This is a genomic window from Kineococcus sp. NBC_00420 (assembly GCF_036021035.1).
In the GTDB taxonomy this organism is placed as follows: Bacteria; Actinomycetota; Actinomycetes; order Actinomycetales; family Kineococcaceae; genus Kineococcus.
In genome coordinates, this window is record NZ_CP107930.1 from 2,232,107 (window position 1) to 2,246,074 (window position 13,968).

The 13,968-nt window shown below is 72.3% G+C and carries 14 protein-coding genes and 1 riboswitch; of the genes, 3 read left to right on the top strand and 11 right to left on the bottom strand.

Features of this window, described 5'->3' with window-relative positions; genetic code table 11:
* Window positions 1–13: 13 nt before the first annotated feature.
* From OG218_RS10875 to OG218_RS10885, 3 genes are all read right to left on the bottom strand, one after another.
* On the bottom strand, window positions 14–190 hold the full coding sequence (locus tag OG218_RS10875) for a CstA-like transporter-associated (seleno)protein (RefSeq protein WP_328293238.1): 177 nt from the start codon (window positions 188–190) through the stop codon (window positions 14–16).
* Window positions 187–2,346, bottom strand: coding sequence for a carbon starvation CstA family protein (locus OG218_RS10880; protein ID WP_442906488.1), 2,160 nt, complete (start codon window positions 2,344–2,346; stop codon window positions 187–189). The genes OG218_RS10875 and OG218_RS10880 overlap by 4 nt, the downstream gene beginning before the upstream one ends.
* A gap of 99 nt (window positions 2,347–2,445) precedes the next feature.
* Entirely contained in the window at window positions 2,446–3,240 is a 795-nt protein-coding gene (locus tag OG218_RS10885; protein ID WP_328293240.1) for a carbon-nitrogen hydrolase family protein, read from the bottom strand.
* A gap of 86 nt (window positions 3,241–3,326) precedes the next feature.
* Here OG218_RS10885 and OG218_RS10890 point away from each other — a divergent pair, with 86 nt between their 5' ends.
* The 3 genes from OG218_RS10890 to OG218_RS10900 all read left to right on the top strand — a co-directional run bounded on the left by OG218_RS10890 (window position 3,327) and on the right by OG218_RS10900 (window position 7,505).
* Window positions 3,327–5,621: an SDR family oxidoreductase gene (locus OG218_RS10890; protein WP_328293241.1), complete on the top strand. Its 2,295-nt coding sequence runs from the start codon at window positions 3,327–3,329 to the stop codon at window positions 5,619–5,621.
* Between the two features lie 104 nt (window positions 5,622–5,725).
* The gene (locus OG218_RS10895; RefSeq protein ID WP_328293242.1) at window positions 5,726–6,484 is read left to right on the top strand and encodes a lysophospholipid acyltransferase family protein; all 759 of its coding nucleotides are present in this window, start codon (window positions 5,726–5,728) and stop codon (window positions 6,482–6,484) included.
* Between the two features lie 180 nt (window positions 6,485–6,664).
* Window positions 6,665–6,835: riboswitch (cyclic di-AMP (ydaO/yuaA leader) on the top strand.
* A complete protein-coding gene (locus OG218_RS10900) occupies window positions 6,834–7,505 on the top strand; it encodes a transglycosylase family protein (RefSeq protein ID WP_328293243.1) in 672 nt (223 codons plus the stop codon). Its footprint overlaps the riboswitch before it by 2 nt.
* Before the next feature lie 63 nt (window positions 7,506–7,568).
* On the opposite strand, the gene OG218_RS10905 is transcribed toward OG218_RS10900, so the two are convergent.
* The 8 genes from OG218_RS10905 to OG218_RS10940 all read right to left on the bottom strand — a co-directional run bounded on the left by OG218_RS10905 (window position 7,569) and on the right by OG218_RS10940 (window position 13,917).
* On the bottom strand, window positions 7,569–8,201 hold the full coding sequence (locus tag OG218_RS10905; RefSeq protein WP_328293244.1) for a TrmH family RNA methyltransferase: 633 nt from the start codon (window positions 8,199–8,201) through the stop codon (window positions 7,569–7,571).
* A 19-nt stretch (window positions 8,202–8,220) separates the two neighbouring features.
* The gene (locus OG218_RS10910) at window positions 8,221–9,393 is read right to left on the bottom strand and encodes an ABC transporter permease (RefSeq protein WP_328293245.1); all 1,173 of its coding nucleotides are present in this window, start codon (window positions 9,391–9,393) and stop codon (window positions 8,221–8,223) included.
* Window positions 9,390–10,277, bottom strand: coding sequence for an ABC transporter ATP-binding protein (locus OG218_RS10915; RefSeq protein ID WP_328293246.1), 888 nt, complete (start codon window positions 10,275–10,277; stop codon window positions 9,390–9,392). The genes OG218_RS10910 and OG218_RS10915 overlap by 4 nt, the downstream gene beginning before the upstream one ends.
* 94 nt (window positions 10,278–10,371) lie before the next feature.
* Window positions 10,372–11,439, bottom strand: a complete 1,068-nt coding sequence (locus OG218_RS10920; RefSeq protein WP_328293247.1) for a sulfate/molybdate ABC transporter ATP-binding protein — start codon at window positions 11,437–11,439, stop codon at window positions 10,372–10,374.
* The gene (locus OG218_RS10925) at window positions 11,439–12,245 is read right to left on the bottom strand and encodes an ABC transporter permease (RefSeq protein ID WP_328293248.1); all 807 of its coding nucleotides are present in this window, start codon (window positions 12,243–12,245) and stop codon (window positions 11,439–11,441) included. Before OG218_RS10925 ends, OG218_RS10920 begins: the two co-directional genes overlap by 1 nt.
* Window positions 12,242–13,036 (bottom strand): molybdate ABC transporter substrate-binding protein, encoded by a 795-nt coding sequence (gene modA / locus OG218_RS10930; RefSeq protein ID WP_442906489.1) that lies wholly within the window; start codon window positions 13,034–13,036, stop codon window positions 12,242–12,244. Before modA ends, OG218_RS10925 begins: the two co-directional genes overlap by 4 nt.
* A gap of 2 nt (window positions 13,037–13,038) precedes the next feature.
* Window positions 13,039–13,449, bottom strand: a complete 411-nt coding sequence (locus OG218_RS10935) for a TOBE domain-containing protein (protein ID WP_328293250.1) — start codon at window positions 13,447–13,449, stop codon at window positions 13,039–13,041.
* 57 nt (window positions 13,450–13,506) lie between these two features.
* Window positions 13,507–13,917 carry an ankyrin repeat domain-containing protein gene (locus OG218_RS10940; RefSeq protein WP_328293251.1) on the bottom strand — a complete coding sequence of 137 codons (411 nt, stop codon included), beginning with the start codon at window positions 13,915–13,917 and terminating at the stop codon, window positions 13,507–13,509.
* Window positions 13,918–13,968 lie beyond the last annotated feature (51 nt).

The following is a 13,968-nucleotide window of genomic DNA, read 5'->3' on the forward strand; positions in this document are numbered from 1 at the left end:
GTGACCCGTCGGTTCAGCAGCAGCGCGCCCCGGGCCGCGCGGCCTTCGCGTCCGCCCGTCGGCGTTCGAACACCCCGCGGCTCACCGGCGGGTGACCGTGGGCCGCGCAGGACCGGAGGTAGGCCTCCCAGCGGTCGGTCCCGTCGACCTGGCGACGCCACCACCCCAGCGCCCCGAGCAGCGCCCTCACCGTTCCAGCTCCGCCCGCGCGAGCGTCAGTTCGCGCTGCTCCTGCGCGGTCACGACGAGCCCGGCCGGTTCGACGAGCTTCGAGGGCACCGCGGGTTCCTCCGTCGTCGGCAGTCCGCCGGCGCGCAGGGCCCGCACCACGACGACGGCCGCGTTGAGCGCGATGACGACGACCAGGACGGCGAACAACGACTGCAGGACCCCGTTGACGGTGGAGTTCGTCACGACCTGCTGCATCTGCGCCGCGTCCTTCGCCGGGGCCAGGACGTCCCCGGCGGCGAGGGCGTCGGAGTACTTCGCGCGCTGGGCGAAGAACCCGATCGTCGGGTCGTCGGAGAACACCTTCTGCCAGCTCGCCGTCATCGTCGTGACGAGGTCCCAGACCAGCGGGACCGCCGTCACCCAGGCGTAGCGGGCCCGGCCGTGCTTGACCAGCAGCGTCGTCACCAGCGTCAGCGCGATCGCCGCCAGCAACTGGTTCGCGATCCCGAACAACGGGAACAACTGGTTGATGCCGCCCAGCGGGTCGGTCACGCCGGTGTAGAGGAAGTAGCCCCAGGCCGCGACGACGACGGCGCTGGCGATGAGGTTCCCCGGCCGCCAGGACAGGTCACCCATCTTCTTCCAGACGTTGCCGAGGGTCTCCTGCAGCATGAACCGCCCGACCCGGGTCCCGGCGTCGACGGCGGTCAGGATGAACAACGCCTCGAACATGATGGCGAAGTGGTACCAGAACGCCTGCAACCCACCGCCGAAGGCCTGGTGGAACACCTGGGAGATCCCGAGCGCCAGCGCCGGGGCGCCACCCGTGCGGGAGACGACGCTGTCCTCGCCCACGGCCCGCGCGGCGGCGTCGAGCGCGTCCGGGGTCGCCGTGAACCCCAGTCCGCTGACGAACTGCGCCGCCGTCCCCACGGTGCCGCCGGTGACCCCGGCCGGGGAGTTCACGGCGTAGTAGAGACCCTGGTCGATGACGGAGGCGGCGATGAGGGCGCTGATCGCGACGAAGCTCTCCACGAGCATCCCGCCGTAGCCGATGAAACGCACCTGTCGTTCCTTGGCGACCATCTTCGGCGTGGTCCCCGACGCGATGAGGGCGTGGAAACCCGACAACGCCCCGCAGGCGATGGTGATGAACACGAACGGGAACAGCGAGCCGGCGAACACGGGGCCGTCGCCCTCGCGGGCGAACGACGTCACGGCGTCGTTGGCCAGCACCGGCCGCGCCACCAGCAGGCTCACCGCGAGCAGCAGGATGACGCCGATCTTCATGAACGTCGAGAGGTAGTCGCGGGGGGTCAGCAACAGCCAGACCGGCAGCACCGAGGCGATGAACCCGTACGCCACGAGGGCGATGACGAGGGTCTCCGGGGTGAGGGTGAGGGTGTCGGCCAGACCCCAGGTCTCGACGTAGCCGCCGCCGACGATGGCCGCGAGCAGCAGCACGACGCCGATCGCGGTGGCCTCCAGCACCTTCCCGGGCCGCAGGAACCGCAGGTAGACCCCCATGAACAACGCGATGGGGATGGTCAGCGCGATGGAGAACACCCCCCACGGCGAGGCGGCGAGGGCGTTCACCACGATCAGCGCGAGGACCGCCAGGATGATGATCATGATGGCGAACACGGCGATCAGCGCCGCGATCCCGCCGACCAGCCCGATCTCCTCCCGCACCATCTGCCCGAGGCTCTTCCCCCCGCGGCGCATGGAGAAGAAGAGCACCGTGAGGTCCTGCACCGCCCCGGCGAACAGCACCCCGACGACGATCCAGATCGTCCCCGGCAGGTACCCCATCTGCGCCGCGAGGACGGGCCCGACGAGCGGTCCCGCACCGGCGATCGCGGCGAAGTGGTGCCCGAAGAGGACCCGCCGGTCGGTCACCTCGAAGTCGACGCCGTTCTCGTACTTCTCGGCCGGGGTGGCGCGGCGGTCGTCGGCCCCCAGCACGCGGTAGGTGATGAACCGCGAGTAGAACCGGTAGCCGATGGCGTAGGAGGAGAGCGCCGCGAACAGGATCCACAACGCGTTGACGGACTCGCCGCGGGCCAGGGCCAGGACCGTCCACGCCACGGCACCGACGAGGGCCACGGCGCTCCACACCGCGATCGAGCGTGGTGTCGGACGGCGTCGGACGAGTTCCACCGAATCGGTCTGCAACCGGCTCACGGCCGCCTCCTCGCGGGTCGCTGCGGGTGCGACGGTGCACCCCGCGAACCACGGTAGCGCGGTCACCCACAGCCGCAGCACAGCCGCGGGTCAGTCCTGGACGAGGGCTCCGTAGAGCGGTCCGCGCCGGTCGGTGAGGTAGGGGTTCTCCCGCCGCTGACGGGCGACCCGGTCGGCGTCGACCCGGGCGACCAGCAGCGCCTCGCCGTGTTCGACGGAGGCGAGCACGACACCGTCGGGACCGACGACGCTGCTGCGCCCGACGTAGTCGAAGGCGCCCTCGTGACCGTCGTGGTCGACGTAGGCGACGTAGACCTGGTTCTCCCAGGCCCGGACGCGGACGAGCTGCTCCGCGACCCACTCGAAGGGGTGCATCTGAGCGGTCGGCACCACGACGAGGTGCGCGCCCGCGAGCGCCGCGGCCCGCACGGCCTCGGGGAACTCGACGTCGTAGCAGATGAGCATCGCGATCGTCAGGCCGCGGAACCGCACCGTGGAGACGAGCTGGTCGCCGGCGCTGAAGGCCGCGCGGTCGACGTCGCCGAAGAGGTGGACCTTGCGGTGGCGGCCGAGCACCTCACCGTCGGGGCCGACGAAGACGGCGACGTTGTAGCAGTGCCCACCCTCGACCTCGGGCATCCCGACGACCAGGGCGAGGCCGTGGCGGCGGGCGGTGTCGCGGACCCGGTCCAGCAGGCCGGGGGCCAGGGCCCGCACCCGCTCCGGGGTGTCGGGGCCGAGGTCGTAGCCGGTGAGGAACATCTCGGGCGTGACGAGCAGCTCGGCCCCGCGGGCCACGGCGTCACCCGCGGCGACCTCGAGGGCGGCGAGGTTGGCCTCGGGATCGCCGGTCGTCCCGGCGGTCTGCAGGCAGGCGATCTCCACGGGCGCGACCCTACGGCCCGGTGGTGTGCGCGGCGGGGGAAGCGCGAGGGAACGGGGCAGTGGTGGGGACGTGACAGGATTCGCCGGTGCGATTGGCTGAGCAGCTCGACGGCAAGCGTTTCCTCCTGACCGGGGTGACGGGCTTCATCGGTGAGGCGCTGCTGCAGCGTCTGCTCGTCGACCTGCCCGGGACGACGGCGGTCGCCCTGGTGCGTCCGAAGCCGGGTCAGTCCGGCGAGGACCGGCTGCGCGGGGTGCTGCGCAAGGAGATCTTCCGCGCCGCGGGTGAGGTCGACGACCTGCTGAAGACGCGGGTGCAGGCCCTCGAGGGCGACCTCGCCGACGTGCCGGAGCTGCCGTCCGACATCGACGTCGTCGTGCACTGCGCGGGTGACGTCTCGTTCGACCCGCTGATCCAGGACGCGTTCACGACGAACGTGGTGGGCACCCGCGCGCTGGTCGAGCGGACGCTGGAGGCCAACGAACGGGGTCACGGCGCCGTCCACTACGTGCACGTCTCGACGGCCTTCGTCGGCGGCCGACGTCGGGGCGCCGTCCCGGAACGCGCCGTGGAGCACCGGGTCGACTGGCGCACCGAGACCGAGGCGGGGCTGCGCCTGGCGGCCCGCATCGAGGAGGACTCCCGCCTGGAGGTGCAGCTGCGGACGTTCCTGCGTGCCGCCGAACGCGACCACGGTCGCGCGGGTCCGCTGAGCGTGGCCGCCGGGGCCGAGGAACGCCGGGTGCGCTGGGTCGCGGACCAGCAGCGCGCCGCGGGCAAGGAACGGGCCCGCACGCTGGGTTGGACGGACTGCTACACCTTCACCAAGTCGATGGGTGAGCGGCTGGTCGAGGAGATCGCCGCCCCCGTCATCCCGACGACGATCCTGCGCCCGAGCGTCGTGGAGTCCGCCGTCCAGCACCCGCACCCGGGCTGGATCGAGGGCTTCAAGATGGCCGAGCCGCTGATCCTGGCCTACGGCCGCGGTGAGCTGACGGAGTTCCCGGCGGCACCGGACGCGGTCCTCGACGTGGTGCCCATCGACCACGTCGTGAACGCCATCCTGGTCGCGTCGGCGACCCCGCCGCCGTTGTCGCAGCCGGCGTACTACCACGTGTCCTCGGGCAACCGGAACCCGTTGACGTTCCGCCAGATCTACGAGTTCATCCGCGAGTACTTCACGGAGCACCCCTTCGACTCCTCCCCCGCGGTCATGCCCACGTGGGACTTCCCGGGGGGTCGGGCCGTGGAGCGCAAGGTCCGGGCCGGGGAGCTGCTCACCGGCGCGGGGAACCGGCTGCTGGCGTTCGCGCCGCGCTCGGAACGGGTCCGCGAGGCCTCCCGCAAGCTCGACACCCTCAGCCGGCAGCTCGACAGCGGTCGTCGCTACATGGACCTGTACAAGGCCTACACCGAGGCCGAGCTCCGGTTCGTCGACGACAAGACGCTGGCGCTGCACGAGTCGCTGGACCCCGCGGACGCGGAGCTCTTCGGCTTCGACACCTCGACGGTGGACTGGCGCCACTACTGGCTCGACAGCCACTGCCCCAGCGTCACGACGCAGATGCGCAAGTACGAGGAGATCCGCCGTCGGCGCACGCTGACCGAGTCCACCGGCCCGCGGGCGCTGAAGCCCGTCGCGGAGGGTTCGGCGCCCGTCCTCGCGGTCTTCGACCTCGCCGGGACGCTGATCCCGGGGACCGTCGTCGACTCGTACCTGACGCTGCGCCTCTCGGCGCTGGACGCCCCGGCGCGGGTCGCGGAGTTCGGCCGGATCATGCGCCACCTGCCGGGGTGGATCGCCGCCGAACGGCGCGACCGCGGCAGCTTCCTGCGTTCCCTCTTCCGCGGGTACGCGGGCGTCGACCTGGACCTGCTGGAGGCCTACGTCGACGACGTGCACGCGCCGCGCTTCCTGGAGCAGGTCTCCTCGGACGCGTTGCGGCGCATCCAGGGTCACCGCGACGCCGGGCACCGGACCATCCTCATGACCGGCGACGTGCGCCAGGTGACGCGGCCGTTGTCGGCCCTCTTCGACGAGGTCGTCTGCACCGACCTGGACGAGGAGCTCGACCTCGGCGGGCGCCGTCGGGCCAGCGGCTTCCTGAAGTCCCCACCCCTGGTCGGGGAGGCGCGGGCCGCCTGGCTGCGCCGCTACGCCGAGGTCGAGGGGGCGGACCTGTCCGCCAGCTACGCCTACGCCGACTCCCACGTCGACGTGCCGCTGCTGAAGTCGGTGGGCAACCCGACGGCCGTCTCGCCCGACGTCCCGCTGTTCCGGGTGGCCCGCGCCTCGCGCTGGCCGGTGGCGGACTGGGCGGCGAGTTCGCCCGCGCGGCGGCTGCGGGTGCCGCAGCAGGTGCTCGCGGGCACCGACTGAGCCGTGCCGGAAGGCTCCCCGGGGGGTCGACGTGGCAGGATGCGAACCGTGCACTCCACACCGTCGAGCAGTCGATGCGGACCGCCGGTGTCGAGGACCGAAGGATGGCGAGGCTGATGGGGATCCCCCGACCGACGCGGATCGTGCGTGCGCTGCCGTTGCTGCGCAAGCACTCCGGGTCTGCTCCCGAGGACAAGGCCGGTCGGGCGGTCCACCGCAACGACTGGGTGCGCTCGGGCCCGGCCACGGCGGTGCGCTCCGGGCTGCAGCGGGTCCTGATGACCCCCGTCCTCCGCTCGCAGGTGACGGTCCACGTGCACAACGCCGAGGTGCTGGACCGCCTCGGCGGCGCGGCCGTGCTGGTCGCCAACCACTCCTCGCACCTGGACGCCCCGGTGCTGCTGGAGGCCCTCGGACCGCGCCGTCGCCGCCGGATCGCGATCGCCGCGGCCGCGGACTACTTCTTCGACGTGTGGTGGCGCGCGGCCCCGTCGGGCCTGGTCATCGGCACCTTCCCGCTGGAACGCCGCGGGACGGCGGGGGCGAGCGCGTCCTCGCAGCTGCTCGCCGACGGCTGGAGCCTGGTGATGTTCCCCGAGGGTGGGCGCAGCTACACCGGTGAGATGCGCCCGTTCAAGAAGGGCGCGGCGTACCTGGCCCTGGAGGCCGGGGTGCCGGTCGTGCCGATCGCCCTGCGCGGGACCTACGACGCGATGCCGCCGAAGCGGAACTGGCCGGTGAAGGGGCGTCCGCCGATCCACGTGACCTTCGGTGAGCCGCTGCACGGACGCGAGGGTGAACGGGCCGGGGACTTCACCCCCCGGATCGAGGAAGCCGTCGCGAAACTGCTCGCGAACAGCTGATCCGAGCGCTCCAGGGCGTGATCTGCGCCACACGCGGACGTCACTCACCAGCCTGATCAGGGGTTTCGTGCACGTTCACGTGACGGTGCGGACACGGCACGGTGTACGCCGGGCCTCGCGCTTGTTACGGTCGGCCCGTCCCTGAGCCCGTTCGGGGACACGTCGCGGAGACGCCGAGTCCTGCCCACCGCGCCGGATGCAGAACCCGTGGGCAGGAGCGGGGGACCCAAGGTTCCTCGGACCACCGCAGTCCGCTGCGGAGTCCTCGGGGTGAAGCCGCGTCCGCGCGGCCGGGTCACACCTTCGACCCGAACCCGACAGCTGACCTCGCAGGCGTTGGAGGCCAACCATGTCTGCGATCCGTCGCGCCCCGTCCCGTCTCGTCCGCCGTGGCCTGCTGGCCACCTTCGCCGCCGGCGCTGCCGGTGCCGCTCTGCTGGGCCCCGTCTCCAGCGCCTCGGCCGCTCCCGTGCAGGAGTGGGACGCGCTCGCCCACTGCGAGTCCAGCGGCAACTGGCACATCAACACCGGCAACGGCTACTACGGCGGGCTGCAGTTCAACCCGCGCACCTGGACCAGCTTCGGCGGTGGGCAGTACGCGGGCCGCGCCGACCAGGCCTCCCGTGAGCAGCAGATCGTCGTCGCCGAGCGCGTGCTCGCGGCCCAGGGCTGGAACGCCTGGCCGTCCTGCTCGCGCCGTCTCGGCCTGCACGGCTCGGCCGACCCCGTCGGCCAGGAGGCCGCGCTGCTCCACCCGGCGCCCGCCCCCGCTCCCGCTCCGGCCCCCGCTCCCGCTCCGGCCCCCGCGCCTGCTCCGGCCCCCGCGCCGGTCGCCGTCGTCGAGGCCGCTCCGGCGCCCGCCGCCCGCACCTACACCGTCGCCCCCGGCGACACCCTCTACCGGATCGCCGTGAACAACGGTGTCGCCGGCGGGTACGTCGCGGTGTGGAACGCCAACCGCGGCCTCATCGGTGACAACCCCGCGCACATCGCCGTCGGCCAGGTCCTCGTCCTCCCCTGACCCCTCCCGTCCGCGATCGTGCAGGGATCCCCGGCACGATCGCGGACGGTGGTCCGACCAGCGTCAGGGACGCTGGTCGAAGACGTGCCGGCGCACCCAGGCGTGCATCGCGACGGCCGCCGCCGCCCCCACGTTGATCGAGCGGGTCGAGCCGAACTGCGCGATGGCCAGCACGTCGACGCAGTGCGCGACCGCCTCGTCGCTCAGTCCCGGACCTTCCTGCCCGAAGAGCATCACGCACTCGCGCGGGAGGTCGTAGGTCTCCAGCGGTACCGATCCCTCGACGTTGTCGATGCCGACGATCGGGAGCCCCCGTTCGGCGGCCCAGGCGACGAGGGCCTCCACGTCGGCGTGGTGGTGCACCGACAGGTACCGGTCGGTGACCATCGCGCCGCGCCGGTTCCACCGCCGGTGGCCCACGACGTGCGCACCGGCCGCGTTCACGGCGTTCGCGGTCCGCACGACGGAACCGATGTTCGCGTCGTGCTGCCAGTTCTCGACCGCCACGTGCAGCGGGTTCCGGCGGGTGTCGAGGTCGGCGACGATCGCGGCGTTGGACCAGTACCGGTACTCGTCACCCACGTTGCGCCGGTCACCCTCGAGCAGCAGCTCGGGGTCGAAGCGCGGGTCGTCGGGCCAGGTCCCCTCCCAGGGCCCCACGCCGACGACCCGCTGCTCCTGGACCTCGTCACTCACCGGACCATCATCGCAAGGCTCAGACGGCCTTCTTCCACGCGGACCGGAAACCCAGCGAGCGGCCGGTCTGCAGCAGGCTGTTCTCGTAGAGACGGCGCGCGACGGTGACGAAGAGCACGGCGGTGGCCGCGATGATCAGCAGCGAGAGCAACGGTTCCCACAGGGCGACGTCCCCCTGGACCACTCGCTTGGGCATGACCATCGGCGAGGACAACGGGATGTAGCTCAACGCGGTCTGCAGCGGGCCGGGTTCGTTGGCGAGGAAGCTGGCGAAGAACGGCAGCATGACGAACATCTGCACCGGGGTCGCCGTCGACTGCAGGTCCTCGAGCCGGCTCGCCATCGCGCCCGCCGCGGCCCACAGGCAGGAGAGCATCGCGAAGCCGAGGACGAAGAAGACGAGGAACCACGCGGCGGCGCTGGGGATGCCCGGGATGCTGTCCAGCAGTTCCGGCTGGGCGATGCGCAGGGCCGCCACCCCGGCGACGACGAGCAGCAGGATCTGGCCGAAGGCCAGGATCCCGTTGCCGAGGATCTTGCCGATGAGCAACTGCCGCACCGGGACGGTCGTCACGAGCAGTTCGATGACGCGGGTCTGCTTCTCCTGCACCACGCTCTGCGCGATCGAGTAGCCGAAGAGGACGACGATCTGGAAGAACAGCAGAGCGAACGCGAGGCCGAGAAGGTAGACGAGCAACGGGTCCACCGCGTCGGGGTCGAGCAGTCGCGTCGACGGCGGCGGCAACGACAGGACGCGCTGGACCTCGGTCTGGTCCACCCCCAAGGCCTGGAAACCCAGCACGGTCTGGGCGGAACCGATCCGGGTGCGGAGGACGCCGGCCAGGGTGTCCGAGACGTTGCGGTCACCCAGGATGACGGCGCTGGTGTCCCCGACCACCACGGCGGCGTCGACGTCCCCGGCCCGGACGGCGGCCTCGGCGGCCGCGTCGTCGGCGACCTCCTTCAGCTCGATCCGGGTGTCCGGGTCCTCGCCGGGTCGGGCGACCACCAACGGCTGCGCCTGCGCGGTGACCGCGACGTCGTAGTCGTCGCCACCTCCGGAGATCACCCCGGGCAGGACGGAGGCCGCGGCGACGAGGACGAAGAGCAGGACGGTCGAGAAGATGAAACCCTTGTCCCGCAACTTCTCCGTCATCTCGCGCTGGGCGATGATCCACCACTGGGCCTTCACCGGGACACCTCCTGGAACAGGTCGGACAACGAGGGCAGCAGCGGGGCGAAGGAGCGGACCGGGCCGCGGCGGAGGGCCTCGGCGAGAACCCGCTGGTCGAGGTCGGGATCACCGTGGAGTTCGAGGACGGTCCCGTCGGCACGCCGTTCCAGCACCCGGACGCCGGGGACGTCGTCCAGCCAGCCGAGGTCGGCGTCGGCGACGAGCCGGAAGCGGGATCCGGCCCGTTCCCGGCGCAGCTTCTCCGGTTCTCCCGCGGCGACGACCCGACCGGCGTGCAGGATGACGAGTTCGTCGCAGAGCCGGTCGACGAGGTCGAGCTGGTGGCTGGAGAAGAGGACACCCACCCCCGCCGCGACCTTCTCCCGCAGCAGGTCCGCCATCGCGTCGACGGCGATCGGGTCGAGACCGGAGAACGGTTCGTCGAGGACCAGCAGTTCCGGGTCGTGCACCAGGGAGGCCGCCACCTGGACCCGCTGCTGGTTCCCCAGCGAGAGCGACTCCAGCTTGTCGCCGGACCGGTCACCCAGCCCGAGCCGTTCCAGCAGGTCCTGGCCCCGCTTCGCGGCGACCCCGCGGTCCACCCCGTGCAGCCGGGCCAGGAACACCAGCTGTTCCAGCAACCTGCCCTTGGGGTAGAGACCGCGTTCCTCCGGCATGTAGCCGAACCGGCGGCGGACGGCGAGGTCGGGGACCTTCCCGCGGAACGTCACCGTCCCGGAGTCCGCAGCCAGCACGCCGAGGGCGATCCGCATCGTGGTGGTCTTCCCGGCACCGTTCGCCCCGACGAAGCCCACCATGCGTCCGTCCGGAACGCTGATGCTGACGCCGTCGAGAGCGAGACGGTCCCCGAAGGTCCTGGTGATCTTGTCGAGGACGAGCATCCCCCGAACCTAGGGGAACCCTGAGAGACCCCGCGTCCGACGATCGTCGCAGTACGAGCTCCCCCGGGTCGGCGGGACGGGCGAGCCGTCGTCGTCAGGCGCTGGCGAGGATCCGGACCGCCGTCGCCTTGACGACCAGGTGCACGGGGCTGCCGGGGGCCAGGTCGAGTTCCGCCGCCGCCGCGACGGTGATGTCGGCCAGGACGTCGTGACCGGCCGGCGCGTCCGGTCGGGCCCGCACGCGGACGACCTCCCCGCGGGGAACGACGTCGAGCACCGTCGCGGACCACCGGTTGCGCGGACTCCCGCCGGGGTCGCTCGCGTGCACCGACACCACGGAGGGGCTGAAGAGGGCGACGCCGTGCTCCCCCACCGCGCCCGTGACCAGCCCGTGCACCACGGTGCCGTCCGCGGTGGCCAGGCCGTCCGCGGTGATGGTCCCGGGGATCAGCACCAGACCCGCCAGCCTGGCCCCGAACGCGCTCTTCGGCGAGGACAGGACCTGCTGCGCCGGACCGCGTTCAGCGACCCGACCGGCTTCGAGCACGACGACCTGGTCGGCGAGGGCCAGCGCGTCGAGGGGGTCGTGGGTCACCAGGACCGCGCAGCGCCCGGTGCCGCGCAGGACCCGGCGCAGGACCTGCCGGACCTCGGGGGCGGCGGTGACGTCGAGCGCGGCCATCGGTTCGTCCAGCAGCAACAGCCTCGGCTCGGCGGCGAGCGCCCGCGCGATCGCGACTCGCTGGGCCTGACCGCCGGACAGTTCGTGGGGGCGACGGCCCGCGAAGGGGGTCATCCCGACGTCCCCGAGCAGCTGCCGGGCCCGTTCGCGGGCGTGGGTGCGGGAGCTACCGGCACTGCGCGGGCCGAAGGCCACGTTCGCCTCGACGCTGAGGTGCGGGAAGAGCATCGCGTCCTGGGCGAGCAGGCCGACCCCGCGGCGGTGCGGGGGGACGAAGGTCCCGCGGTCGTCGACCAGCACCTCGCCGTCGAGGACGACCCGTCCCGCGGTCGGTCGCAGCAACCCTGCGAGCAGTCCCAGCAGCGTCGACTTCCCGGCGCCGTTCGGCCCCAGGACGGCGAGGACCTGCCCGGGGGCGACCGACAACTCGAGGTCGACGTCCCGCGGGGCGAACCGGACGGCGACCTCCAGACCGGCCATCAGAACACCCCCCGCCCCTGCCGTCCGCGGACCACCACGACGACGACCACCGCGACGACGACGAGCAGCAGCGACAACGCGGCCGCGGCGTCCGGGTCGGTCTCGCGGACGAGGTAGATCTCCAGCGGCAACGTCCGGGTCACGCCCTGGAGGCTGCCGGCGAACGTCAGGGTCGCGCCGAACTCCCCCAGGGCGCGGGCGAAGGCCAGCACCGCACCGGACACCAGCCCCGGCACCACCAGCGGCAACGTCACCCGGAACAGCACCCGACCGGGTCTCGCGCCCAGCGTCGCGGCGACGGCCTCGTAGCGCCGGCCCGCCGTGCGCAGGGCTCCCTCGAGGCTCAGGACCAGGAACGGCAGCGACACGAACGTCTGGGCGATGACCACGGCCACGGTGGTGAAGGCGACGGTGACGCCGAAACCCTCCAGCGTGGACCCGAACAGGCCCCTGCGGCCGAAGGTGTAGACCAGCGCGAGCCCGCCGACGACGGGCGGCAGCACGAGGGGCAGCAGGACGATGGAGCGCAGCACCCGCATCCCGGGGAAGTCGCTGCGGGCCAGCACCAACGCCATCGGGACCCCGAGGACGAGGCAGGCGAGGGTGCTGGCCGAGGCCGTCTTCAGGCTGAGCAGCAGCGCGGCGCGGGAGGAGTCGGAGGTGATGAGCGGCACGAAGCCCGCCCACGGCACCCGCGACAGGATCCCGGCGAGCGGGGCGAGGAACAGCAGCAACCCCACCGCCGCCGGGACGAACACCCACCGCGGCAGCGCACTCCCCTCCACCGCACCGCCGCGCCGGGTCACTTCGTCGGCGCGCCGAACCCGGCGTCCTGCAGGACCTTCTCGCCCGCGGTGCCGGTGACGAACGTGACGAACTCCGACGCGAGGTCGGCGTCCTTCGCGTCCTTCAGGGTGGCGATCGGGTAGGTGTTCACCGCACTGGCGGACTCGGGGAACTCCACCCCGGTGACCTCGTCGCCCGCGGCGGTGACGTCGGTGACGTAGACGAGGCCGGCGTCCGCCTCGCCCGAGGTGACCTTGCCGAGCACGTCGGTCACCGAGGACTCCTCACTGACCGGGCTGAGCGTGACCCCGGAGGACGTCTCGACGGTCTGCGTCGCGGAACCGCAGGGAACCTGCGCGGCGCAGACGACGACCTTCACCCCCGGTTTCGCCAGGTCCGCGAACGTCTTGATCCCGGCGGGGTTGCCTGCGGGAGTGGCGATCTCGAGGACGTTGGTGGCGAAGTCGACCGGATCGGCCGCGGTCAGCGACTGGTCGGTGACCTTCGCCATGTTCTTCTCGTCGGCCGAGGCGAACACGTCCGCCGGGGCACCCTCGGTGATCTGGGTGACGAGGTCGGAGGAACCGGCGAAGCTGAACGTGACGGTGACGCCCGGGTTCGCGGCCTCGAACTCCTTGCCGATCGCGGTGAAGGAGTTCTTCAGCGACGCGGCCGCGAACACGGTGAGGGTCCGGGCCTCCGCTGTCGTCGTGGCGGAACTCGACGTCGCCGCCGGGGTCGCGGCGTCGTCGCTGGAACCGCAGGCGGCGAGCAGAGCACCTGCGGCGACCAGGGCGAGCAGTGGGCGGATCCTCACGAGCGGTTCCCCTCGGGGGTCTCGACGATGACCGTCGTCGCCTTGACCACGGCCGTGGCCCGGCTACCGGGTTCGAGGCCGAGTTCCTCGGCGGCCTCGCGACTCATGAGCGAGACGACCCGGTGCGGACCGCACTGCATCTCGACCTGCGCCATGACGCCGTCGGCGACGACCCGCGTCACCAGTCCGACGAAGTGGTTGCGCGCCGAGCGCGTCACGCCCGTGGTGTCGGTGGCGGCCGAGGCGGCGTGCTGCACCGCGAACGCGGCGAGCACGGCTCCGTCCACGACGGTCCGGCCGTTCTCGTCCTTGCTGCTCGCCAGTGCGCCGGCGTCCGCCCAGCGGCGGGCGGTGTCGTCGGAGACGCCGAGCAGGTCGGCGACGTCACGGATGCGGTAGAGCGGCACGACCCGACTGTAGCCGCAACTACGGCTAGCAGTCCGCACGAAGACCGCAGGTGCGGATCAGTTTCGCGGGGCCCGCAGCAACGCCGTCATCTCCGGCAGGGCGAACACCTGCGCCACCGCGACACCGGACTGGCGGCCCAGCTCCGGGTCGGCCCCGGCGTCCAGCAGCTCCGTCACGATGTCGGTGGCCTGGCGGAAGACCGCCGCCCCGATCGCCGTCTGGCCCTTGTCGTTCACCCGGGAGTGGTCGGCGCCGCGCTCGAGCAGGGCCCGGACCGTCTCGGTGTGCACGTGGTAGGCCGCGAGGATCAGCAGCGTGTCCCCGCCGGAGTTCGTGAGGTTGACCGGGACCCCGGAGTCGACCCGCGCGGTCAGCTCCGCCGTCTCGCCCTCGCGGGCCAGGTCGAAGGTCTCGTGCAGGAAGGCCAGTTCGTCCTCGGTCAGGGCGGTGCGGGGTCCCTCGCTCACCGCCGGATCGTAACGGGGTCTGGCGCCCGCACGGGTCACGGCCGTACGGTT